Annotated in this window: 19 protein-coding genes and 1 pseudogene; 12 read left to right on the forward strand and 8 right to left on the reverse strand. The window is 36.5% G+C overall.

What is annotated here, in order from left to right:
- Positions 1–51: 51 nt before the first annotated feature.
- Together J2S08_RS11100 and J2S08_RS11105 are read right to left on the reverse strand one after the other, a co-directional pair.
- Positions 52–1,575: a multicopper oxidase family protein gene (locus J2S08_RS11100; RefSeq protein WP_307229504.1), complete on the reverse strand. Its 1,524-nt coding sequence runs from the start codon at positions 1,573–1,575 to the stop codon at positions 52–54.
- A 605-nt stretch (positions 1,576–2,180) separates the two neighbouring features.
- Complete coding sequence (locus J2S08_RS11105) at positions 2,181–2,381, reverse strand: LysM peptidoglycan-binding domain-containing protein (RefSeq protein WP_307229507.1); 201 nt, start codon at positions 2,379–2,381, stop codon at positions 2,181–2,183.
- Between the two features lie 158 nt (positions 2,382–2,539).
- Here J2S08_RS11105 and J2S08_RS11110 point away from each other — a divergent pair, with 158 nt between their 5' ends.
- The 3 genes from J2S08_RS11110 to hutI all read left to right on the forward strand — a co-directional run bounded on the left by J2S08_RS11110 (position 2,540) and on the right by hutI (position 7,170).
- Positions 2,540–4,021: a helix-turn-helix domain-containing protein gene (locus J2S08_RS11110; RefSeq protein WP_307229509.1), complete on the forward strand. Its 1,482-nt coding sequence runs from the start codon at positions 2,540–2,542 to the stop codon at positions 4,019–4,021.
- Positions 4,022–4,191: 170 nt separating this feature from the next.
- The gene (gene hutU, locus J2S08_RS11115; protein WP_370875672.1) at positions 4,192–5,856 is read left to right on the forward strand and encodes a urocanate hydratase; all 1,665 of its coding nucleotides are present in this window, start codon (positions 4,192–4,194) and stop codon (positions 5,854–5,856) included.
- A gap of 36 nt (positions 5,857–5,892) precedes the next feature.
- Positions 5,893–7,170 carry an imidazolonepropionase gene (gene hutI / locus J2S08_RS11120; RefSeq protein WP_307229512.1) on the forward strand — a complete coding sequence of 426 codons (1,278 nt, stop codon included), beginning with the start codon at positions 5,893–5,895 and terminating at the stop codon, positions 7,168–7,170.
- A 404-nt stretch (positions 7,171–7,574) separates the two neighbouring features.
- Here the strand turns inward: hutI and J2S08_RS11125 are convergent, their stop codons facing one another.
- The 5 genes and pseudogenes from J2S08_RS11125 to J2S08_RS11145 all read right to left on the reverse strand — a co-directional run.
- Positions 7,575–8,360: a glycosyltransferase family 2 protein gene (locus J2S08_RS11125; RefSeq protein WP_307229606.1), complete on the reverse strand. Its 786-nt coding sequence runs from the start codon at positions 8,358–8,360 to the stop codon at positions 7,575–7,577.
- A gap of 288 nt (positions 8,361–8,648) precedes the next feature.
- Positions 8,649–8,954: a hypothetical protein gene (locus J2S08_RS11130; protein WP_307229515.1), complete on the reverse strand. Its 306-nt coding sequence runs from the start codon at positions 8,952–8,954 to the stop codon at positions 8,649–8,651.
- A 217-nt stretch (positions 8,955–9,171) separates the two neighbouring features.
- Entirely contained in the window at positions 9,172–10,572 is a 1,401-nt protein-coding gene (locus tag J2S08_RS11135) for a protoporphyrinogen oxidase (protein WP_307229517.1), read from the reverse strand.
- Positions 10,573–10,727: 155 nt separating this feature from the next.
- The gene (locus tag J2S08_RS11140) at positions 10,728–10,976 is read right to left on the reverse strand and encodes a GNAT family N-acetyltransferase (RefSeq protein WP_307229608.1); all 249 of its coding nucleotides are present in this window, start codon (positions 10,974–10,976) and stop codon (positions 10,728–10,730) included.
- Between the two features lie 454 nt (positions 10,977–11,430).
- Positions 11,431–11,568 (reverse strand): annotated as a pseudogene (locus tag J2S08_RS11145) (sunset domain-containing protein); the annotation flags it as partial.
- Between the two features lie 1,115 nt (positions 11,569–12,683).
- On the opposite strand from J2S08_RS11145, the gene J2S08_RS11150 reads away from it, so the two are divergent.
- The 8 genes from J2S08_RS11150 to J2S08_RS11185 all read left to right on the forward strand — a co-directional run bounded on the left by J2S08_RS11150 (position 12,684) and on the right by J2S08_RS11185 (position 20,634).
- Positions 12,684–13,304: a hypothetical protein gene (locus J2S08_RS11150; RefSeq protein ID WP_307229519.1), complete on the forward strand. Its 621-nt coding sequence runs from the start codon at positions 12,684–12,686 to the stop codon at positions 13,302–13,304.
- Positions 13,305–13,766: 462 nt separating this feature from the next.
- Positions 13,767–14,990, forward strand: coding sequence for a sensor histidine kinase (locus J2S08_RS11155; protein ID WP_307229520.1), 1,224 nt, complete (start codon positions 13,767–13,769; stop codon positions 14,988–14,990).
- On the forward strand, positions 14,987–15,670 hold the full coding sequence (locus J2S08_RS11160; protein WP_307229522.1) for a response regulator: 684 nt from the start codon (positions 14,987–14,989) through the stop codon (positions 15,668–15,670). Before J2S08_RS11155 ends, J2S08_RS11160 begins: the two co-directional genes overlap by 4 nt.
- A 156-nt stretch (positions 15,671–15,826) precedes the next feature.
- Entirely contained in the window at positions 15,827–15,955 is a 129-nt protein-coding gene (locus tag J2S08_RS11165; RefSeq protein ID WP_307229524.1) for a hypothetical protein, read from the forward strand.
- Between the two features lie 13 nt (positions 15,956–15,968).
- Positions 15,969–16,901 carry an ABC transporter ATP-binding protein gene (locus J2S08_RS11170; protein ID WP_307229526.1) on the forward strand — a complete coding sequence of 311 codons (933 nt, stop codon included), beginning with the start codon at positions 15,969–15,971 and terminating at the stop codon, positions 16,899–16,901.
- Positions 16,902–16,915: 14 nt separating this feature from the next.
- Entirely contained in the window at positions 16,916–18,115 is a 1,200-nt protein-coding gene (locus J2S08_RS11175) for an ABC transporter permease (RefSeq protein ID WP_307229528.1), read from the forward strand.
- A 4-nt stretch (positions 18,116–18,119) separates the two neighbouring features.
- Positions 18,120–19,160 carry an ABC transporter permease gene (locus J2S08_RS11180; protein ID WP_307229530.1) on the forward strand — a complete coding sequence of 347 codons (1,041 nt, stop codon included), beginning with the start codon at positions 18,120–18,122 and terminating at the stop codon, positions 19,158–19,160.
- Positions 19,161–19,428: 268 nt separating this feature from the next.
- Complete coding sequence (locus tag J2S08_RS11185) at positions 19,429–20,634, forward strand: dicarboxylate/amino acid:cation symporter (RefSeq protein ID WP_307229532.1); 1,206 nt, start codon at positions 19,429–19,431, stop codon at positions 20,632–20,634.
- 29 nt (positions 20,635–20,663) lie between these two features.
- On the opposite strand, the gene J2S08_RS11190 is transcribed toward J2S08_RS11185, so the two are convergent.
- Complete coding sequence (locus J2S08_RS11190; protein WP_307229534.1) at positions 20,664–20,951, reverse strand: alpha/beta-type small acid-soluble spore protein; 288 nt, start codon at positions 20,949–20,951, stop codon at positions 20,664–20,666.
- Between the two features lie 511 nt (positions 20,952–21,462).
- Here J2S08_RS11190 and rsgA point away from each other — a divergent pair.
- Positions 21,463–22,533, forward strand: a complete 1,071-nt coding sequence (gene rsgA, locus J2S08_RS11195) for a ribosome small subunit-dependent GTPase A (RefSeq protein ID WP_307229536.1) — start codon at positions 21,463–21,465, stop codon at positions 22,531–22,533.
- Positions 22,534–22,547: the final 14 nt, after the last annotated feature.

The following is a 22,547-nucleotide window of genomic DNA, read 5'->3' on the forward strand; positions in this document are numbered from 1 at the left end:
AATGACAGGCGCAGCAGGGAAGTGTACAACGGTACTCCATTACAAATGTTTTTATTTTAGCACATCAAACGGACGCATCATGTCATAATCTTCATGTTCGAGAATATGGCAATGCCAGACATAGCGGCCATGGTAAGGTTCAAACACCGCTTTAATTCGCGTTATCTCTCCTGGTGTCGCTAATACAGTATCTTTTCGCCCCCGTTCATATATAAATGGTGAAGAAGCAGGGCCAGTAAAGAAGATTGTGCCAGTTTCTTTAAATCGTTCTACATCGAATGGTCTACGATCAAGTACGAGAAAATCGACTAAATGGATATGAATAGGATGAGGAAAGTTCATTACATTTAAAAACGACCAAATTTCGGCATCCCCTAATCTCGGATGATCAGAAACAGGATCTGACCATGATTTGTTACTTAGTAAAAACAAGGGTCTGCCATATTGGTCTTGCTCTGTATCTAGAGTCATATACCGCAAGCCTTTAACTGGCTGGTCGATGGCCAATGATTTTCTCGCGAGTCTTTTTGGGAGAGAATGGTCTTTCTTATCTGAAAGTGGAAGTGATACTGTAAATTGCATGACGAGTTCCGTATTTTCATTAACTGGTGGACTACTATTGCGTAAAATGATTTTTTTCCCAGCATGGGCAGAAAAATCGATGATTATGTCTGCGCGCTCTGCAGGTGCCAAAGTGATCTGATTGAGTTTTACTGGCTTTTCCAACAAGCCGCTGTCAGTTCCAAGTTGATAAAAAGATTCTTCATCATCTAGTGTAAAGGTGTAATTGCGGCTATTAGAGCCGTTTAACAAACGAAAGCGATATTTACGGGGCTCAACTTCTAAATAAGGCCAAATTTTCCCGTTTGCTAAAATAAAATCGCCTGCAAAAAATGGAACAACGGATGGATTAGGAGTGTCTCTAGTAGCAGGTGTCGGCTGTTCTGGATAGAACAAAGATCCATCTCTGTTAAAGGACCGATCTTGAATTAGTAATGGGATATCATACTTTCCAGAAGGCAAGTTTAAACACTTTTCTGTATAATCATGAATGAGGTAAAATCCTGCAAGACCTGCGTAGACGTTTAAGCGTGTAATACCAATTGCGTGGTCATGATACCACAAAGTTGCTGCTTCTTGTTTGTTCGGATATTCATATATTTCGTGTTGAAAGGTTGGCCCAGTTTCCTGAAATCGATAAGAAAACCATGCTTCAGGATAACCATCGCTTTCAGGAGGTGTTTTCGCCCCGTGAATATGGACTACTGTTCGGACTTCAGGAGCATGCTCTCCTCCATGAAGTGTATGATCGATTGGCAAAAAATGTTTTTTAGGCAATTCATTTATCCATTTGATTTGGACAAGCTCATTCTTCTCGGCTTCAATCGTTGGCCCAGGGAAACGCCCCTCATATCCCCATAATCGCGTTGGCCTTAAATCACGATGCAGTTTTTGATAGCATTCAGTCATTCTCACTTCATAATATGTTTTCTGGTCATCCTTATATTTAGGTTTTAACGTTTTTGGAATCGGCAAAGGATCGACAAATTTTCTTAGTGTTTGATCCAACTTCATGTTTGTCCTTCCTTTCATTACATAATAGTAAAAATAAGATCGAGACAAGCTGTTGAAATGACTATTTAGTTTAAAGCAAGAGAAAAACGAGAAAAAGTTCTACATGCAGCCCATAAGAAATGATCTCTTTTATTAGATGCCCGCTTTTTTAAATACGGAACGGCTAATCGAAAAAATTTTAGATGTTCCATTTTTTCAGGTATGATCGTTGAAAAGAGAGATGTTTCTCACTCTTATCTTAGATATGTTTAATAATTCGAGAATTTCCAATGATGTATATAGCTAAATATGATTCTATTTGTGGTGAGAGAAAACACTGCAAAAGGGAAGTTAGCATTAGAAATCGGAGTATTCGATTGTTCAAGTAGTTATTCGCTATCTATTTTTGAACAATTCTCAATATTAGAGACGCTATTACATAAGCATCTGAAAAAAAGTGGTTGCGTTTTTAGAGTGTGGAAGTGCTTGTAGCAAAAAGAGGAGCAGGCTTGTTTCAAAATTCTTAAAAAGCAAGCCTGTTTTCAAACACATAATTGTAAAAAAATTAATTACTTGGCTGCTAAATAAAGAAATCTTCATGCTATGATAAAAAGCTATAAAGTTTTTCAGTCAATATCCATAGCGGTGGAGTTTGATTTCCCTGACACAGCATTTAATTTAATTAAGAAGGCAGTCAATGTTTCACCAGTCAACAGTTGTTGTAATGGTTTTTCCGTGATCGGGATATTGTTTTCTCGAAACAAGCTAGCTGTTTCTTGCCAATTTTCTACGATTTCTTTTGGTGACATATGTGGTTTAATGACCATCTTCTTCTCCTCTCCTTTCTTTCTATTTTATATTATACACCAAAAACCTGCTAAATTATTTTTACCCCTCATCCTTTACAATGTTGAACATGTCCCAGATAATAGCAGTAATGTATGAAAAGTTTCTACTGCACCGTGTAAAAAGGAGTTGAAAACATTTGTATAAAGTACTGATCGCTAGTCGCGATGCATTTGATGCAAAGGGCATTCAATGGCTATTAGGATCATCATTTCCGAACATAAAAGCCGAAGCAGCTGTGGATCTAACTGCGGCATGCCAGCTGATGGAGCAATTAGGGCCATCCCTTCTAATCGTTGAAATGGATTTTTTTTCTGACAAACAGTCTGAATCATTTTTTAAAGCAGTGAAAATTATGAAGCCAACGATCATCGCTTTAACAGTAGAACCAACTTTTGAAGCGGCACAGAAAGCCATTCATTTAGGCGTCAAAAAACTGTTTGTGAAACCATTTCCACCACAAGATTTAATGAAAAGTGTGCAAATGTTTTTGAAAGATTGGGAAACTGGAGATGCACTTCTGCCGACAGAAAGTAAAAAGGAAAAAAATGAAGCGCCTTATGAAAAATTGTTTTTACCATCGTCTCATTCCTTCGTTCCACAGGTATTGAGCGCTTTTAAACCAGAAAAGCGAGAGGTATTGCCATCATTATACATATTTTTGCAGCAATATCATTTTCTACATAAGCCTATATTGATCCTATTAGAGGAAATGATTATAGCGATTTTTAAAAAGACTGAAGAGCACCAAATTGATCAAACATGCAAAAAACTATTAAGTGATTGGCATGAAATAGAACAAACATCGTTGTCTATCATGATTAATGGCAATCACCATGCAGGAAAATCACTTCATCAACAATATACAGAAACAAAGAAAATGGTTGATATCACTTTCTTTGTTGGCTATAAAAGTGTACTGTTCTTTTCAAAACCGTTGCAATGGAAGTTTATCGACCCTTTTTTAACCCCTCAAGAACAACGATTATGGATTAGTTTCTTAAATGAGGGAGATAAAAAAGAGATAAGATCTTGGCTATATCGTGAATTTTTACAATTTCGTGATCCATATCCAGACCCAAGTCTGTTAAGAATTCGGTTAACGAGTATTCTTGCTCAGCTGCGCCGCCACATGAAAACATATCATCTAGATCATCACCAAGAATATGAAGACGCTTACTTACAAATGTTTGAGGCGATTTTATATGGATCATTGATTTACCGGATTGTGCAACAATTAATCGATTTTACATCGAAAATAATCGATGCGGTTCAACAAGCACACTATGCGTATTCATTTGACATCATAGAAAAAAGTCTCCGTTTTATAGAAACAAATTATTGGAATAAACAAATCGATCTGCAAACGTTAGCAAAGCTAGTTGATCGAAATCCATCTTACTTTAGTCAACTTTTCGCTAAAAAAGTAGGAAAAAAATTTCGTCAAAAGCTGAATGAAATTAGAGTGAAAGAAGCACAAAAGCTCCTTGTAGAAACAGACCTGTCAATAAAGGAAATTGCTGCTTTAACCGGATTTCAAAATCAACAATATTTTTCCCGTATCTTTCATCATTATACAGGACAAGCTCCCAGACAGTATCGTTCATCTCAATTACAGTAAAACGAATGATAAATAAAATAAAAATAGTATAAAAAAAATGAACAAAACATAAAAAAATTATTTTTATATATAAAAAGTATAAATAATTCAATAAAATCATTATACTTTGACGCTGACGGAGCTTTTATAATACATGTATAGAGAAAACAAGCGCATTAGGAGGTAAAATGATGAAAGCGGATACATCAAGCGTTAAAAAGTATACTGGTTCTGAGCTACATACAAAAGGGTGGGTTCAAGAAGCAGCATTGCGTATGTTAATGAATAATTTAAATCCAGAGGTAGCGGAAAAGCCAGATGAGCTCGTCGTTTATGGCGGGATAGGAAAAGCAGCTAGAAACTGGGGAAGCTTTGAAACAATTATAAATACTTTGCACAATTTGGAAACAGATGAAACATTGCTTATTCAATCGGGCAAGCCTGTTGCTGTTTTCAAAACACATGAGGATGCCCCGCGTGTACTTATTGCCAATTCAAATCTCGTTCCTGCTTGGGCGAATTGGGATACTTTTCATGCATTAGATAAAAAAGGGTTAATGATGTACGGACAGATGACAGCAGGAAGCTGGATTTATATTGGTAGTCAAGGAATTGTTCAAGGAACATACGAAACTTTTGCTGAATTGGCACGCCAGCATTTTAGCGGTACTTTAAAAGGTACGATCACGTTGACAGCAGGACTTGGTGGGATGGGCGGTGCACAGCCGCTTGCGGTGACAATGGCTGAAGGTGTATGTATTGCAGTAGAAGTTGACGAATCAAAAATCGATCGCAGAATAGAAACCCGTTATTTAGATAGGAAAACAGACTCCTTAGAGGAGGCATTACAGCTAGCGAAGGCTGCTAAAACAGCAGGTGAGGCACTTTCGATCGGTTTAGTTGGAAATGCAGCGGATATATTGCCGAAGATGCTTAAGATTGGTTTTATCCCTGATGTGCTAACAGATCAAACATCCGCACATGACCCATTAAATGGATATCTTCCGAGTGGATGTAGCCTTGAAGAAGCTGAACGACTTCGAAAAGAACAGCCTGATGACTATACGAGAAGAGCAAAGCAAAGTATAGCAGTACATGTAGAAGCAATGCTCACGATGCAGCAAAAGGGTGCAATCACATTTGATTACGGCAATAACATTCGTCAAGTTGCAAAGGATGAAGGGGTTGCCAATGCTTTTGATATCCCTGGTTTTGTCCCTGCTTATATTAGGCCGCAATTTTGCGAAGGAAAGGGTCCTTTTCGCTGGGTCGCGTTAAGTGGCGACCCAGAAGATATTTATAAAACGGACGAAGTGATTTTACGAGAATTTAAAGATAATCAAGCACTCTGTAAATGGATTAAAATGGCACAAGCAAAAATTCAATTTCAAGGCCTGCCATCTCGAATTTGCTGGCTTGGCTACGGGGAGCGGGCAAAGTTTGGCAAGATCATGAATGATATGGTTGCAAGCGGCGAATTGAAGGCGCCGATTGTCATTGGCCGCGATCACCTTGATTCTGGTTCCGTTGCGTCTCCTAACCGCGAGACGGAAGCAATGAAAGATGGCAGTGATGCGGTAGCTGATTGGCCGATTTTAAATGCACTCATTAATGCAGTAGGAGGCGCCAGCTGGGTATCCGTACATCATGGGGGTGGTGTTGGAATGGGGTATTCACTTCACGCTGGAATGGTTATTGTTGCAGACGGAACGAAAGCAGCAGAAAAGCGGCTGGAACGGGTGCTGACAACTGATCCGGGGATGGGAGTCGTACGTCATGCTGATGCGGGATACGACTTAGCAATCAAAACGGCGAAAGAAAAAGGCGTACACATTCCAATGCTAAAAGGTGAATAGTAAGGTATCGTTTGCAGAGAAGGAGTGAGTGATACAATGAATGATAAACCTATTTTCATCAAAAACGCTAATGAGTTAATTACATTAAAAGGAAGTTCAGATGCCCCTTTAACGAAAGCAGGGATGAATGAACTGCATATTTTAAACAATGGAAGTGTTTGGATAGAAGCTGGAAAAATTGCAGCGATTGGTACAGCTGAAGAATTGAAAGTGAAATACAGAGCTAAACTAGAATCGGCAATGATCGTTGATGCAGCAGGAAAGATTGTCCTTCCCGGCCTTGTTGATCCCCATACACATATCGTGTATGCCGGCAGTCGCGAAAACGAGTTTAATATGCGCTTGAATGGCGCTACCTATATGGAAATTATGAATAATGGCGGCGGCATCCATGCAACAACTTCTAAAACAAGAGAAGCCTCCCACGAACAGCTTTTTGCAGAAAGTATGAAACGGCTTGATTCTTTTCTTAAACATGGCGTTACTACCGTTGAGGCAAAAAGCGGTTATGGTTTAGATTGGGAAACGGAGAAAAAACAATTAGAAGTAGCAAAACGATTAAATGAAACCCATGTCATTGACATCGTTAGCACTTTTATGGGAGCACATGCGATTCCTGCGCAGTATAAAGAAAATCCTGATGCGTTTGTAGATTTAGTAGTGACAGAAATGATACCAAAAGTAGTGGAAGAGAAGCTTGCAGAATTCAATGATGTATTTTGTGAACGCGGTGTTTTTACTCCTGAACAATCACGAAGAATTTTAGAAGCAGGGAAACAATATGGACTCATTCCTAAGATTCATGCAGATGAAATTGAACCATATGAAGGTGCTGAGCTGGCAGCAGAAGTTGGCGCTATTTCTGCCGACCACCTATTAAGAGCTTCAGATAAAGGGATGCTAGCAATGGCTCAAGCAGGGGTTATTGGTGTCCTCCTGCCAGGAACAGCTTTCTTCCTTATGGCTGAATCAGCAAAAGGCAGAAAAATGATCGATATGGGAGTGCCAGTAGCGCTTTCGACGGATTGCAATCCAGGTTCCTCACCAACAACGTCCTTGCCATTTATCATGAACTTAGCATGTATGAAAATGGGGATGACTCCTGCAGAAGCAATTACAGCAGCAACAATTAATGCAGCCCATGCCATTAACCGCAGCAAAGAAATAGGCAGTTTAGAAGTAGGGAAAAAAGCTGATATTGTAATCATGGATGTACCGAACTATATGCAGTTAGCGTATCATTATGGCATGAATCATACTGACACAGTGATTAAAGCGGGGAAGATTGTTGTCCAAGGAGGAAGCATTTGTTAATGTTTGATCAAAAAAAGGTTGAGCCCGGCTTTTCATAGCGGGCTTTCATTAAATATACCCACTATCTATCTAGAGGCAAATCCCTTTTGTCTTGTAGTTGATGATTAAAATCAAATATCCTTTTCATGCTTACAGAATGGGAAAGCTTCAACAGCGATAATTACATAAAAAAACGCTTATCAAAAAGAGGAGAGGAAAATCTTTACTTGCGAAACAACATTCATCGTTATTAGAACGATAGTCTATTTAAGATGAAAGGGTGGGTGTAGTAGCATATATAGCATCTTCAAAGAGATTAGTACAATGTTTATCATATGTTAAGTGATTAAAAGCAAATGCGAGCATTAATTTTAACAGTAGTTTTTAAAAGGCTACCGAGGTTTTCTCGACAGCTTGAGCAGTATTCAATGTTTAGCAGAATTAGGTTGTAGTCCTGCTAAAGATAAATATCCACTATCGTAGTGGAATATAGGTTTATAAATATCTCCCCAACTTTTCAACGTTTCTTCAATTATGCACCGCAGTGTGATGGCAATTTCATTTTTATCATTAGTATTGTTGGTTTCATGTCTTCGATGGTATAGCATTAATTCATCTATCCAGTGGAAACGATAATCTACTATCAAACGAAAAAGAATACTCATATCTTCTACATACCTTCCTTCGTAGGGAACATCAGTTGGCCATCCACCAATTTCTTTTAAAATAGATGTACGATAACATCTAGGCCAAACAGAGGTATTAGCCTGGATAAAATCATAAGGATCAGAAAATGATCTTCCTTTCATCATATAAGACTGGGTTGCATTTCCAAAAGCATCTTCCCAGCAAACTTTCATATTTCCGCTTAATACAGCAACATCTTCTGGTTGTTGCACAGCTTCTCTCATTAATGTTTCTAGAGTATTTGGATAAAACCAATCATCAGCGTCTAGCTGAACAAAAAAAGGTGTATTCATTTGCTGCAACCCTGTATTTAAACTTTTTGCGTGTCCTTGGTTAATAGAATGGCGAATTAGAGTAACTCGGGAATCTTGAAGATAAGATTGGATGAGATCTGTACTGTTGTCAGTTGAAGCATCATCTACGAGTAAAATTCTCCAATCTGAATACGTTTGATTAAAAATACTGTTTACGGCATCAATTATATATTTACCAGGATTATAAAAGGTTATTAAAACAGTAATCATATTTTCCAATTATATACCCCCTAACTGGCTTTCCTTAAAATATGTGTATGGTTTTCTAAAAAAAATGCTTGTTTTGGTGTACATAATTAAATTAAAATATGTTAATTGATTAGGGGATGAATATTGAGTTTTAAAAAGGACGTTAACATATTAGTTATGTTTATCTTTAGGTTAGGTAAGTGTAACATTTGATATTAAAAGCGCCACAACATTTTAGATATGTCTAAAATGTTGTGGTCCGATTGTTTTCTATTTTCACTAACACACCCGTTTCTGGAAGATAGCCATTTATGAATAATTGTTTCCTTTCTTGCTATAAATTTCATAAGCAAAAAATCCAAATAAAAAGCCTATTCCAGCTCCTAAACTAACTGTAAATACTAGAGAGGTAAGGGAAAACATGCCATAAATTACACCGATAGCACAACCAAAAAGCATTCCCATTGGTATTAAACTATCTAATAAATTTTGAGCGCCTTTTGATTTTTTCTTACCTAGGTCGCCTTGGTTATATTTATGTTTAAGCCTTTCAATGACATATACTACAATTCCTCCCACTATTACAACAGGCGCAATTGCCATGACTAACCCCATGTTAGAATCTCCTTTCACTTATTAATCAGATTATACCTGCTACTTAAAATTTTATTCCGTTAAATGGCCATTAGTAGAATAAGGATTATAACTCCCGAAAGTATTCAGTAGTTTTTCATTTTCTATTTCACGTAATCGCTTATTTTCTTTTTCGAGTTCTTTTTTTATTCTTTATCCAGTGGGGGATGGAGAAACCCCCACTGATGGAGGTTTCACTTTAATTGTTGTTCATTATTCTTTCTTTCAATAGGTGAGCGATATTTTTCCCGTTTGTCATACAGTCTGCGATGCCAACGCCATAATAAGAACATCCAGCAAGAAGAATATTTGGATATTTCTTTGTTAAGGCTGCGTTTAATTTGTTGACTGTTTCTTGGTGTTTTAGGTTATAAGTAGGCATTTGTTTCTGCCATTTTGTTACATTTACTGTAATTGGTTCACCTTTGATTCCGATGCTTTTTTCAACATCTTTTAATGCAACTTGAATAAGTTTATCTTTATTTAAGCTATTTAAGTATTCATACTGGACTGGGTCAGTGCTTTTATAAAATAATCGTAATAATAGCTGTTGATTTTCTGATGTATGTTTCCATTTCCTGCTCATCCATGTGCATGCATGACAATGTAGGCCGCTGTTACCAGGAACGATAAATCCAGTGCCATCTTTAGGCAGTTTTTCATCAGGAATATCAAATCCTAAATAAACACTGATAAGTGAAGCACTGATGAAATGTTGAAAATGATGATCCAATTCATCATCCTGGAGCATTTGTTGTGCAGCCTGGTGGGGAACACTTAATACAACAAAATCTGCTTCCATTTTTTCATGATTGTCAAATGAAATCATATATTGATTGTCTAGCTTTCTAATCTCAGTCGCTTTTACGCCTTTTAAAATCATCGCATCTGTTAACTGTTCTTCCATCCGATCGATCAGTGTAGAGAGGCCGTTTTTAAAAGAAATGAATTTTTTGTTATTTTTTGTTTGAAATTGTTGTTGATTTTCGGATAACCCACGAATAATGCTCCCATACTGATTTTTATAGTCAAGAAGGTATGGAAGTGTAGAAGCTAGCGTTAATTCATTCAGTTTTCCAGAATAAACGCCTGATAAGACAGGGCCAATTTGCTTCTCAACGATTTCTTCACCGAGAAAATATGTCAGAAACTCTCCAACCGAGCTGTCTTTAGTAAATGTCGTATTCTCCGTTTCAAAATCTTTCAAAGCAGCAAGTTTTCCAGCTTCAGAAATCAGTTCGCTGGAGAATAGTGCTTCCTTGCTAGTGGGGATTCCAAATACAGTGTCTGCTGGAATTTGCTGCAATCCTTTATTTGAATAAAGAAATGATTTTCCAGTTTCGTTATAGGCAATTTCATTATGCAAGTGTAGTTCATCAAGCAATGAAGAGACATTTTTTTTTCGAGCGACAATGGAGTCAGCACCTGTCTCCATGATAAATCCGCCAGCTTTTGTCGTCTGAATTTTACCACCTAATGTTGCACTTTCTTCCACTAATATGGAACGAATAGGCAAGTTACAAGCTTTTTTGATTTTTTCTAAATAATAAACTGTTGAAAGGCCAGTAATACCTCCACCAATCACAACAACCGTTTTCAATATTGTCACTCCCCAACATTCATCGTGATGCCTTTATTAAACTATATTGTTGATAACAATAGCAATAAAATGTCGGCTTGATCTACTATTTGTCACGACGTGTTCACAAATGCTTCCTAATAATTGTTAAAAGCCCCACTGATGGAAGTTTCACTTTAATTTTTACCCAAATAGGAACAAGTCATCGTAATAAAATCAACACCATGATGTTTAAAAGAATGCTGCATAGAAAACCCAACTCTTTTGTAAACAGTAATGGCCCGTTTGTTGAAAACTGCAACAGTTAATCTCATCTCTTTTGGGTGAAATGCCTCATTTGCAAAAGCTAATCCAGCTTCAACAAAGGATTGTCCAGTTCCCTTTCCAGTACGTGACGGCTTCATTCCAAATCCAATATTTAATATATTTTTTTCTCATAGAGTCCTAATGTCTGACCAGCTTGAACTTGGGCACTTGTTTCCAAAACAAAAGAACCCAATGAGCTGATTGTTATTATCAAAAACAGAATAGTAGGAGCCATTTAATAATTCTTTCAGTTCTTCGTCACGATCTTGAATATTATAGAAAGAATAGGGTTCATCATATTTCTAAGCTACGATTTCACATGCATCAGCTAATGTCATTTTCTTTATGTGGAAAGCCAAGATAAACATCTCCCAACTATTGATTGAAAGTTTAGTATATAAGTTAAAATATTCATAACTTCATTGTATCCAACATTTTTACGAGGAAATTTACATTAATTTCCGATACACTCTCAGTTTCTAAACGTTCGTCAAGAAACTTTTCCCTAAGAAAGGAAAGCCTTCCCAAAAAAATTGGTGAAGGCTTTCTAATATTTTTATAGAATTGCAATTGCTAACGCTTTGGAGCCTTATATCCAGCGCTCTCCGCTTCTTCTGGAGAACAAAACCAGCGAACGACATTTTTAGTTCTGCTGTAATAAGTACTTCCAGGAACGTGATAAATTCCATTCTTGCTACCTTTTATGTTGCAATCTGTAAAAAATATTTAACATGATGGTCTCCTAAAATATCTTTGTTAAAGACTAATTATTTCATATTTTCTTTGTGATCTTGCTCTTTTTTTAAGGCTTTGCTTTAAGTGAACTACTCACCACTTATCGACCTTGCGGTCTGATTGAAGTGGGAGCTTCTAGGGAACTAGATACTTTTGTTAGCTATCTATATTTACCAAGCTATAAGGGTAGTCCCTACCCCTAAAGAAAATACCAACTACATGGCGAGTTTCAGCAAATTTTTATTTGCATGTTTTGGAAGTAATTGTTGATTTTCTTTTACTAATACAGAAGCGAAATATTTATTTTTAGGTGTTTTAGAAATGGTTACAGACTTAATCAAGCATGGTTTTTTATAGCACTATCAAACTCCATATTGTATAGACTAATCATAGAACAATCTTTTGGCTTACGCCAACCGAAAATTCATCTCCCACTTTCATTGGGCTATGCCCTTCACATTTTTAGAAGTGGGAGAATTCTTTTCGGAAATCCAGTTAAATGAATAAACTAATTTTGTGTTCACTCCTTTATTCTCCTTTTTTCTCTGCTTTTGGATGATAAACCTTATAAAGGAAATAGAAATCTATATAGATTATAAGGCATATAATAAAAATAACCAAGTGAAAATGATATTTTTTATTATTTTCTAATTATTTAGTCTTTTTGGTTCAGTTAATCTATTGTGCATCAACGTCTCAATGAAAATGAAAAACTCAGCCCTTTTATTCTGTTTTATAATGTAAAATCAATATGTTATATCTTTGCTAAGTACTAGATAATTTATCCCACATCTAACTAGCAGTGAGCCCCCCCCTCAAGAAGGGGAATCAAAGAAGTTTAGGAGGGGGATAACTGAAAGTCCAATGTCCGATTGGTTCGTCCGACAGGACAAGGAAAGCTTCGGCAGTGATACATCGTACGAAGAATAAGCGGTTTTCTTTTTTCGAGGACATTGCGATCTTATCCTTTGTTCTACTTCTTATCAGTGGGGGATGAAAGAAAACCCTATTCATGAAGTTTCACTTTATTTTAAGGAGGAGACGTGTTGCTAAGCTTTAAAACATTCAAGAAAATGAAATGGAGGTCTAAGATGTATATTTGGTATGTCAGCTATGGATCAAATTTATGTGAGGAACGATTTCATTGTTATATAAAAGGCGGAAAGCCGGACGGAGCTGTAAAACCTGAAAAAGGATGTCGTGATAAAACCCTTCCAAAGAAAAATGAAAGAATTACATTTCCTTACCAATTATATTTTGCCAAGAATAGCAGCAAGTGGGGAAAAGGAGGGGTTGCTTTTATTGGTCACCAAAAAGAAAAATCAGCGAAGACAATTGGCCGTATGTATTATATTACAGAAGAGCAATTTATTGATGTCACTGCGCAAGAAAACAATTGTGAATCGGTAGTAATTGATTTTGATAAACTCTTCCAAAATGGACATCAAACGATAAATGCTGGGTGGTATGGCCGATTGGTTTATCTTGGGAAAAAAGATGGTGTGCCTATGCTTACCTTCACTTCAAATCAAGACATAGGATCTGAGGTTTTTAAGGTTCCTTCGTTAGCGTATTTAACCACAATCGCAAACGGCCTTATGGAGCTAGGACTGAATAAAAAAGAAGTGATCGACTATTTTCTACAATGCTATGGCATTAGAGAGGCATTCACAAAAACAACCCTTTCTGCTTATCTGTTTCCTGAAAAATAAAGGGTTATGTTAGGATCAGATATGACTTTATAAAGACAACCTAGCAATCGCTCTTTTCGTTTGACAAGCTAAATGCCGGAATTTATTATTCAGCCGAGAACCTTGTGATTTCAATCATGAGATGAGACTGACATTTGTTTTAACAAACTGCAACTTAAATCGTGAGAGCTTCAAAATTTGAATCTAGATGTAATCATCCAAATTTAGGTAATGTTATGAATAAGCGTTTTTACTATCCGAATTAAGGTATTTATCTTTAAAATTAGAAGGAATCTTGGCATTCAATATTTAGAAAATAAAGTTCGAATCTTAGGTTTTGCCACGAATTTTGTTGTTTATCGTCGTCCTAATGATTATTTTAAGCTAGTGCCAAGTTTTGCAATTAAGCAATCTTTGTCTACTAAGCTCTTCTATTTAAATCAAGTTTCATGCTGAAACATTTTAAGAAATGAGTGAGCATGTTTGTCTAACATTTCATATGCATTTTTAACATTATCGAGAATAGGGATGTTTATTTTAATAAGTACTATTCACTTTTTCATCATTAATCCAGAAGAATCCTGGAAATATTGGTTTGTTACGATTGCTATTGTTATCTTTATTATCAATCATATTTTGACTTTCTCTACAGAAAATAACAAGTTGGAATTATTATATTGCACCATTGATTTAATCGTTAGTATCGCATTTGGATTTGTTTTTATCGTAGATAGCAGCTTGTACTTAATTTTTTTTGGCATCGTTTCGACGACAATTTTTATACAAACCGGCCGCAAAATAGTTTTATTGCTCTTTTCGCTAGCTTTTGCTGTAAGTTGGGCCTTGATCAGTTATTATCAGGTCTATGTGATATTTAATCATTCGATTCTTATTTATAATCTATTAAGCTTAACTTTTATCATATTTGGAGGAATTGTTGGCAGCCTCATTCGAAAACTAATGCTCGCTGGTGAAACAATTGAAGATCAACTTGAGCAATTAACTGCTTCTCATCACGTGCTGGAGGATGCTCATCAACAGTTAAGTGTCTATGCTGAAAAAGTAGAGGAGTTTACGGCAATTCAAGAGCGAAATAGGATTGCAAGGGAAATTCATGATCGCGTAGGACATAAAATAACTGCTCTTTTAGTGCAAATTCAGCTTGCACGAGAGCTGATGAAGCTAGACGAAAAACAATGTAAAGAAGCACTGCAAAACGCTGAAAAGCTTACACGCGATTCTCTTGAAGAAATTAGGATGTCTGTCCGAACCTTACAAGTTGAAACGAAATTTTCACTTACTTTTTTAGAAGCATTAAAGCAAATGCTTAATGATTTTGCCAATATGACCGGTTTACACATTACGCTTTCAATTGAAGGGGATCTCACCAATGTTCCTCATTCGTTGCAAACGACGATCAAAAGAGTGATGCAAGAAGCATTGACAAATGTGAAACGCCATAGTGATGGAACACAATGTGACATCAGCATAAAAAGAAGCGATACCGAAGTTAGGATAGAAATAATTGATAATGGCAAAGGCAGCAATAATGTGACAGCAGGCTTTGGATTGGTGAATATGCGCGCAAGAGTATTGGAACATGGAGGAACGATTCAATATGGAAGTGAAGCAAATAAAGGCTTTTGTATTAAGATGAGGTTGCCTTTAAAAGGAATGAAATGGCATACGAATGAGGTGCTGTCATGATTAAGATAATAATTGTTGATGACCAGCAGTTAATGCGCGATGGGCTTGCGACTTTATTAAATCTTCGCTCAGAAATTAAAGTGATTGGAACGGCAAAAGATGGCCAGCAAGCTTTGGAAAAAGCACTGGAATTAAAGCCTGATCTCGTATTAATGGATATTAGAATGCCAGGGGTTGATGGAGTAGAGGGAACGAAACGAATTCGTACACATATGCCAGAAACAAAAGTATTGATGCTGACAACATTTAAAGATAGTGAGCTTATTTTTGATGCATTAGAAGAAGGAGCCAGCGGTTACCTATTAAAAGATATGCCGACTGATACGATTGTTCAATCAATTATCACTGTACATGCAGGCGGGGTTGTGCTGCCTTCAGAGTTGACAACACAAATGTTGAGCGAATTAAAACGCAGCAAACATTTAGAGCATGAAATAAATAAGGTTTCATGCGGCAAGATTCCTAATGACATTCATTTGTTAACTGCCCGAGAATTAGAGGTATTACAACAGCTCGGCTATGGGCTCAGCAACAAAGAAATTGCCCAATTATTTCATATTACGGAGGGCACAGTTAAAAATCACGTATCTAACATTATTCAAAAATTGTCGCTCCGTGATCGGACACAGGCTGCTATTTTTGCCGTCCGCTATCAAATTTCAAGTTACAATCAGCAGTAAATATTCCCGTTAGAAACACTTATCTATCAACGAAATCAAGTATTATTCACTTGTTTCGTTGATTTTTTTATTTGTAAGCAGACATTACTTTTGGCATATACCGAAGAGTGAGGAGATCATCACTGAAAATCTATCTGACGTTTGATGGCAATCGCAATGAAAAGCAATACAATGAAAAATATGAAGCAAGATAACAATCGTATTTTAATCTGTATCATACTGAAAGAAAACCCAACGAAGGATGCTTCACTAATTGGCCAGCCTGTTGCCAAGCAAATTGATTGATAGAGGTGAGAGAATGTTAAAGGTTCAAAATGTCACAAAAAAATATGATAAAAAAAAGGTTATACAGGATATTTCCTTTCATGTACGTAAAGGAGAAGCATTTGGATTGTTAGGACCCAATGGCGCAGGCAAATCAACACTCATTGGAATGTTGTGCGGTTTGCTTCCTTATGATCAGGGAGATGTTGAAGTTGGAGGCGTGTCAGTTCGGAAAAATCTACTGATGATTAAAAAGAAAATCGGTGTTGTACCACAGGATATTGCACTTTATCCAACGATGTCTGCACATGACAATTTAATTTTTTGGGGGAGAATGTATGGTTTAAAAAAAATCGAAGCTAAAAAGCGAGCGGCGGAAGTACTGAAGATGGTTGGGCTGTCAGAACGGGCAAAAGAAAGAATAGAAACGTATTCTGGCGGGATGAAGCGAAGAATCAATATTGGTGCTGCACTGATGCATGAACCAGAGCTGCTGATCATGGATGAACCAACCGTAGGAATCGATCCTCAGTCACGTAACCATATTTTAGAAACAGTCAAGAAATTAAATCAAGCTGGAATGACGATCATCTATACAAGTCATTACATGGAGGAAGTAGAATATTTGTGTGAAAAAATTGCCATTATCGACAATGGCGAATTAATTGTAATCGGCACGAAAATGGAAATCTTAAATCGACTTGCTGGTGGGACAGTTTTAAAACTAAAAGTGGAAAATGCAACAGACCAATACATAGAGGCTTTAAAAACAATTCCAGGTGTTGAAAAATTAGTATTGATAGAAGAAGGGGATCTTGATTTGATGATAACTGATCGCCAACAAGTACTTGGAAAAGTTGTCTCATTATCGGTTGCACAGGAAATTCCAATTTTGTCGATTCATATTCAAGAACCGAACTTAGAAACTTTGTTTTTACAACTAACCGGACGTTCATTACGCGATTAGAAGGAGAATGTAAAATGAAGATTTTATCGATTGCCGCTAAAGATTTCAATACTCTCCTAAAAGACCGGAAAGCATTTATGATGCTATTGCTTCTTCCACTAATATTAACAGCAATTTTAGGAGGTGCGCTCCAAAATATCGTTGGAAGTAATATTTCTATGCCAAATATGAAAATAGGCCTATTTATTGAACAAGCTGATCCTTTAGCGGAAAGGTTTGAAGCACTGCTGGCACAAGAATCCTTTCGTGAGGTAATCTCGGTAGAAACAGTTGCTTCCCAAGATCGATTAGAAAAAAAAGTTGCTGATAACGCTGTGGATGTCGGTATTTTCATTCCAGCTGAGTGGAGTAAAAATATTAAAAAAGATGGGCTAAAAACAGTTTCTATTTTAACAGGTGAAAAAAATGGATTTCAAGATTTATTTGTCGCCACTATGTTAGAAGCATTTATTGAGCATTCGGAAACGATTACTGCTTCAATGGATGTTGTGATGACGGAGTTTACATCGAATGGTTCACTGTTTCCAGAGATTAGCAACGATATTATGAAAGCAATTTCTCAAAGTGCGGAAATACAAGAAAACTATGTGAAAGCAGAACCACTAGGGAAAATTCATGTATCTTCAATGCAATATTATGCAGCAGCAATGGAGGCAATGTTCTTATTATTTGTTGCAATGATGGGTGTCAAATCAATCATAAATGAACGTTTAATTGGAACATTTTCAAGAATGCGATCAACGCCAACAAAAACGTTAGATATTATCTTCGGAAAATGTCTTGGAACAGTTTATTTTTCACTCATTCAATTTGCCATCTTTGTTACGGCAACCTATTTCATTCTAGGCGTCCATTGGGGTGAAAATATGTTGCAAATAATGGCAATTGGTTTTGCTTATGTCATTGCGATTTCTGGTTTTTCGCTGTTGATTGCTGCTTTTATAACGAATGAAAAAACGGCAGATGTCATCAGCGGGCTTGGTGTTCAAATCATAGCATTGTTAGGCGGGTCTATGATTCCAATTTCTTTATTTCCTGAACTGTTAAGGAAGTTTGCTTTCATGCTGCCAAATGCATTGGCATTGCAAAGCTTTACAAAAGTAATGGGCGGTTCAAACTGGCATTCATTGGTTTATCCAATTATCTTTTTAATAGGTCTTGGCGGATTATGTTTATGTGTAGGTTCATTGCGGCTGCGAACTGTTAGGGGGTAGGAATATGAATAAAATTGCAGCGTTTTGTTTATTTGAAATAAAAAGAGTATTCCGAAATAGATCGATTTATATTGTGATGTTCGCTATGCCGATCTTATTTGCTTTTATATTTGGCACTGTTTTTAGGGACGATTATGACGGAGAAATGATAAAGCTGGCAATTGTTGATCGTGATGAAACGCAGTTGTCTAAAGAACTGGTAAAAAATATTGAAAATATTTCTTTATTTAAAAGTGAAAAAACATTATGGAAAGCTGCTCAGAAACTACTAGCTGACAAACATGTACTAGGCGTTGTAATTATCAATAATGGATATGGCAATAATCTTTTAGAAAATAATGCACCAGCTATATCATTTAAGCATGGACCAAATTTTACCAATGAAGAATCCATCTCTGCAATTATCAATCATGCAATCGCAAAAATGAAGGTTCAAGTTGCTGCAGCAAAGGTCTGGAGTGAAGAAACCGGAAATGATGATTGGATGTCGATGTACGAAAAAATTGTGGGAGAGGTAAAATCGAAAAAAAGTAAGCTCACTTTTCAAGGCATAAATGGAGAGAGCGCAAAGCCGAAGCTAAGTGCATTATCCCAAAGCTCTGCTGGCTTTTCCATTATGTTCTTAATGATTGTGATGATCTCAACAACTGGAGCAATTTTAGAAGCTAAAAATGTAGGAGTTTGGTATCGGCTCTTATCAACGCCTACGACCAAAATACAAGTGTTAAGCGGATATTTTTTCTCTTTTTTTCTAATTGGCTTCATTCAATTTGGTTTATTAATGATAATGACTTCGTTATTATTCAAAGTTCATTGGGGGAACATGGGAGGAATTTTGTTGCTCGCATCAGCTCTCATATTATGTCTAGTCGGGTTAGGATTGCTCATTTCAAGTTTTGTCAAAACAACAGAACAGCAATCAGCATTCGGAATATTTGTTGTTATTCCAACTTGTATGCTTGCTGGTGTCTACTGGCCAATTGAAATCATGCCTGATTTTATGCAGCGTCTTGCTGACTTCATACCGCAAACATGGATATATTAATGCCATCTACTGTTTTGCTCGGATTTGCTATCCTCTTTTTCAGCATCGGCCTATCGCGGATTAAATATGAATAAAAATGTTATGATAAAAAAGAGGCGAAATTTATTTTAAAATCTGTCTCTTTTTTTTTGTCTTTTTTCTCTTAATCATTTAAAAATTTTACTTTATTAAATAGAAAAAAGAAACCACATATTCCATGAGAAACGTGAATAAAGTTAATGATATGGATGCGTTTTTACAGAAAATAAAATAGAAAGGGGGTATATAAATGAAAAGAAAAGTTAGTTTATTTACACAAATTTTCATTGCTTTTATATTGGCTATTATTCTAGGCATTGTTTTTGGTTCCGATATTAAAGTGCTTCAGCCGCTTGGAGATTTATTTTTACGTTTGATTAAGTTTATTATTGCACCATTAATATTTGCCTCTTTAGTGGTTGGTGTTGCAAGCACTGGTGATCCAAAACGTTTAGGCAGAATTGGAATGAAAACAATCGTTTATTATTTGGTGACGACAGCGATTGCAATCATCATCGGTATTGGTTTTGCTTATTTGATTTCTCCAGGAAATGGAATTGATATCGCCATTCCTAAAACACCAGTACAAATTAATGAAACAGAGGGAATTATTGCAACACTTCTGCAAATTGTACCGGATAATCCATTTGCCGCACTTGCAAACGGTAATATTTTACAAATTATCTTTTTTGCACTTTTTATTGGCTTAGCGATTACATTTTCAGGAAAAAAAGCAGAGCTCATTTATCCATTTTTTGAAGGGTTTGCAGAGGTTATGTATAAAATAACAGGGATTATCATGCGCTTTGCGCCGCTCGGTGTATTAGGTTTAGTAGCTCCAATTGTAGGCAATTATGGTGTATCCGTATTAATGCCCTTAATAAAAGTAATTATTGCGGTTGGGATTGCATGTGCTGCTCATTCTTTGTTCGTATATTCTATCGCAGTAAAATCCTTTGGCAAGATGTCGCCTTTTTTCTTCTTCAAAGGTATTGCACCTGCAGCATTAGTGGCTTTTAGTACTGCCAGCAGTGCAGGAACCTTGCCTATAACAATAAAAAATACACAAGAAAATTTAGGTGTGTCTAAGCGTATAAGCAGCTTCGTTCTCCCTCTTGGCGCAACGATAAATATGGATGGTACTGCAATATATCAAGGTGTTGCAGTTATCTTTATCGCGCAATTCTTCAACTTAGAGTTAACATTCATGCAGCTCGTTACAGTTGTGCTTACGACAATTTTAGCTTCCATTGGAACTGCTGGCGTCCCTGGTGCTGGAATGATCATGCTGGCAATGGTATTAAGCTCGGTTCAGATGCCATTGGAGGGCATTGCCCTTATAGCTGGAATTGATCGGATTCTTGATATGTTTAGAACGACTGTTAATATTGTTGGTGATGCTTCCGCAGCTGTAGTCGTTGCTGCAACGGAAAACGAACTGACATTAAAAAAATAGAGGTGAGATGCAAGCAAACTAACCTAAATCTAGGTTAGTTTGCTTCGTTCATTCAGTTGTTTTTTGGCCATTTCAATCATTTCAGAAACCATCGAACCGCCAATTTCTCCGCCGATTTTCCCTGCGTCTTTTGCTTTAATATTTCCATTATAGTTTTTGTCCAAAGGAATTCCTTTTTCTTCCGCTACTTCGTATTTTGCTAAATGAGAAGTATGTTGATCTACGTTATATCCTTTTTTCTTCATTACCTCTCCCTTCAGCTTGTTTAAAGCTGCTCGTGCTTCTGGAACAAGAATGCGTTGATTTCTGGTTGCCATTTTTTTGTCACCTTCTATTTCTATTATGCAAACTTTTTTTTATGTTTTCCATTACAAAAAAAATGATGCTTTTTTTATACTATTTTTAATAGGAAGAATCATAAATGGATTGAACTATTTTCCAAAATAATGCTATAATGTACCTACTATATTTTGAAAGGGAGTGAGTTAATGGGAAAAAAGTTAAATATATCTTACAACATGCCGTTTCGTTGTCCCTCACTCATTCAATTAGAGCTTAAATAAACATTATCAGTGAATAAGCCATGGCAACAAACGCCTCGGCTTTTTTATTGTGGGAGCAGGCATATAAACTATTTGACTCTTTTATCGCATATCTAACTTTGGTTTCTTCATCAAAGTTAGAGGGGGAGGATAGAAATTACTTCAGTAAATGTCTGTTGGTTTCATTTGAATGAACAAATCCATTAATGGATTTTTTTGGCTCCATGAGTGAACGAAACTGGATGTTCAATCGTAAAGTAGCAAGAAATTTAATGGAGGCGAACTCATGGAATCAAAGCGACTAATGGGATGGGATGAATTCTTTAACGAACACTATCAGGTTTATCAAGAAAAAGGACTTCTTCCAGGAAAAATAATAGCGCAGCAAGGTCATTGCTACCAGGTTAATGATGAAGGACAGGTGTTATTTGCTAAAGTAGCAGGTAAATTTCGATACGATGCCTATTTAAAAAAACATTATCCAGTAGTAGGAGATTGGTGCGTTTTCAGAAAAGTAGAGCATAGTCATGAAGCAATCATTCAAGCTGTGTTGCCAAGAAAAAGTAGTTTTGTAAGAAAGCTGCCGATTTCAGGTGGACGAAAAATGAAAAATGGAATCGTTGAAGGAGGAACGACTGCGGAACAAGTTATTGCCTCTAACATAGATACCTGCTTTATCATTAGCGGGTTAGACCAAAATTTTGATCTCAGAAGGATCGAAAGATTTATCACCTTAGTCTATAACAGTGGATGTAAACCTGTTATTATATTGAACAAAATCGATCTTTGTGATGATGTTGAGTCATTCGTACATCAAGTAAGAAAGGTAGCAGCAAATATACCGATCCTTACAATAAGTGTTGAACATGACATAAACATGAATACGTTAAATCCATATTTATTACCTGGGAAAACGATTGTTTTTCTTGGTTCGTCTGGAGTAGGGAAATCAACGATAACAAACTATTTGCTTGGAGAAGCAGAGCAAAGAAAACAATCAATTAGTATGGCTACTGGTAAAGGGAAACATACGACAACTAGTACAAAACTATTGGTTGACAGTGCAGGCTGTATGATTATCGACACTCCTGGTTTAAGAGAAGTGCAACTATGGGGAGATGAGGAAGTACTGGAACAAAGCTTCCAGGATATTAAAAACATAGCAATCGAATGTAAATTTCATGATTGTCAACATGAAAAAGAACCGGGTTGTGCAGTGAAAAAAGCAATACAAAATGAATTAATTAGTGAAGACCGATTAAAAAGTTATAAAAAACAATTAAGAGAACTAAAAAGATTAGACAAAAAGAAACAACAATTTGAAAAACATATATCTCGACGGAAGAGAAATCATTAATAATGGAAGAGGTT

Origin of the sequence: Bacillus chungangensis, assembly GCF_030812995.1 — a bacterium.
GTDB classification, from domain to species: Bacteria; Bacillota; Bacilli; order Bacillales; family Bacillaceae_C; genus Bacillus_CF; species Bacillus_CF chungangensis.

What these genes read in the sequence shown, in the direction of transcription:
- J2S08_RS11100 (WP_307229504.1), bottom strand. Translation starts at nt 1,575, where the DNA reads ATGAAGTTGGATCAAACACTAAGAAAATTTGTCGATCCTTTGCCGATT.
- J2S08_RS11105 (WP_307229507.1), bottom strand. Translation starts at nt 2,381, where the DNA reads ATGGTCATTAAACCACATATGTCACCAAAAGAAATCGTAGAAAATTGG.
- hutU (WP_370875672.1), top strand. Translation starts at nt 4,192, where the DNA reads ATGAAAGCGGATACATCAAGCGTTAAAAAGTATACTGGTTCTGAGCTA.
- hutI (WP_307229512.1), top strand. Translation starts at nt 5,893, where the DNA reads ATGAATGATAAACCTATTTTCATCAAAAACGCTAATGAGTTAATTACA.
- J2S08_RS11125 (WP_307229606.1), bottom strand. Translation starts at nt 8,360, where the DNA reads ATGATTACTGTTTTAATAACCTTTTATAATCCTGGTAAATATATAATT.
- J2S08_RS11130 (WP_307229515.1), bottom strand. Translation starts at nt 8,954, where the DNA reads ATGGGGTTAGTCATGGCAATTGCGCCTGTTGTAATAGTGGGAGGAATT.
- J2S08_RS11150 (WP_307229519.1), top strand. Translation starts at nt 12,684, where the DNA reads ATGTATATTTGGTATGTCAGCTATGGATCAAATTTATGTGAGGAACGA.
- J2S08_RS11160 (WP_307229522.1), top strand. Translation starts at nt 14,987, where the DNA reads ATGATTAAGATAATAATTGTTGATGACCAGCAGTTAATGCGCGATGGG.
- J2S08_RS11165 (WP_307229524.1), top strand. Translation starts at nt 15,827, where the DNA reads ATGAAAAGCAATACAATGAAAAATATGAAGCAAGATAACAATCGTATT.
- J2S08_RS11170 (WP_307229526.1), top strand. Translation starts at nt 15,969, where the DNA reads ATGTTAAAGGTTCAAAATGTCACAAAAAAATATGATAAAAAAAAGGTT.
- J2S08_RS11175 (WP_307229528.1), top strand. Translation starts at nt 16,916, where the DNA reads ATGAAGATTTTATCGATTGCCGCTAAAGATTTCAATACTCTCCTAAAA.
- J2S08_RS11180 (WP_307229530.1), top strand. Translation starts at nt 18,120, where the DNA reads ATGAATAAAATTGCAGCGTTTTGTTTATTTGAAATAAAAAGAGTATTC.
- J2S08_RS11185 (WP_307229532.1), top strand. Translation starts at nt 19,429, where the DNA reads ATGAAAAGAAAAGTTAGTTTATTTACACAAATTTTCATTGCTTTTATA.
- J2S08_RS11190 (WP_307229534.1), bottom strand. Translation starts at nt 20,951, where the DNA reads ATGGCAACCAGAAATCAACGCATTCTTGTTCCAGAAGCACGAGCAGCT.
- rsgA (WP_307229536.1), top strand. Translation starts at nt 21,463, where the DNA reads ATGGAATCAAAGCGACTAATGGGATGGGATGAATTCTTTAACGAACAC.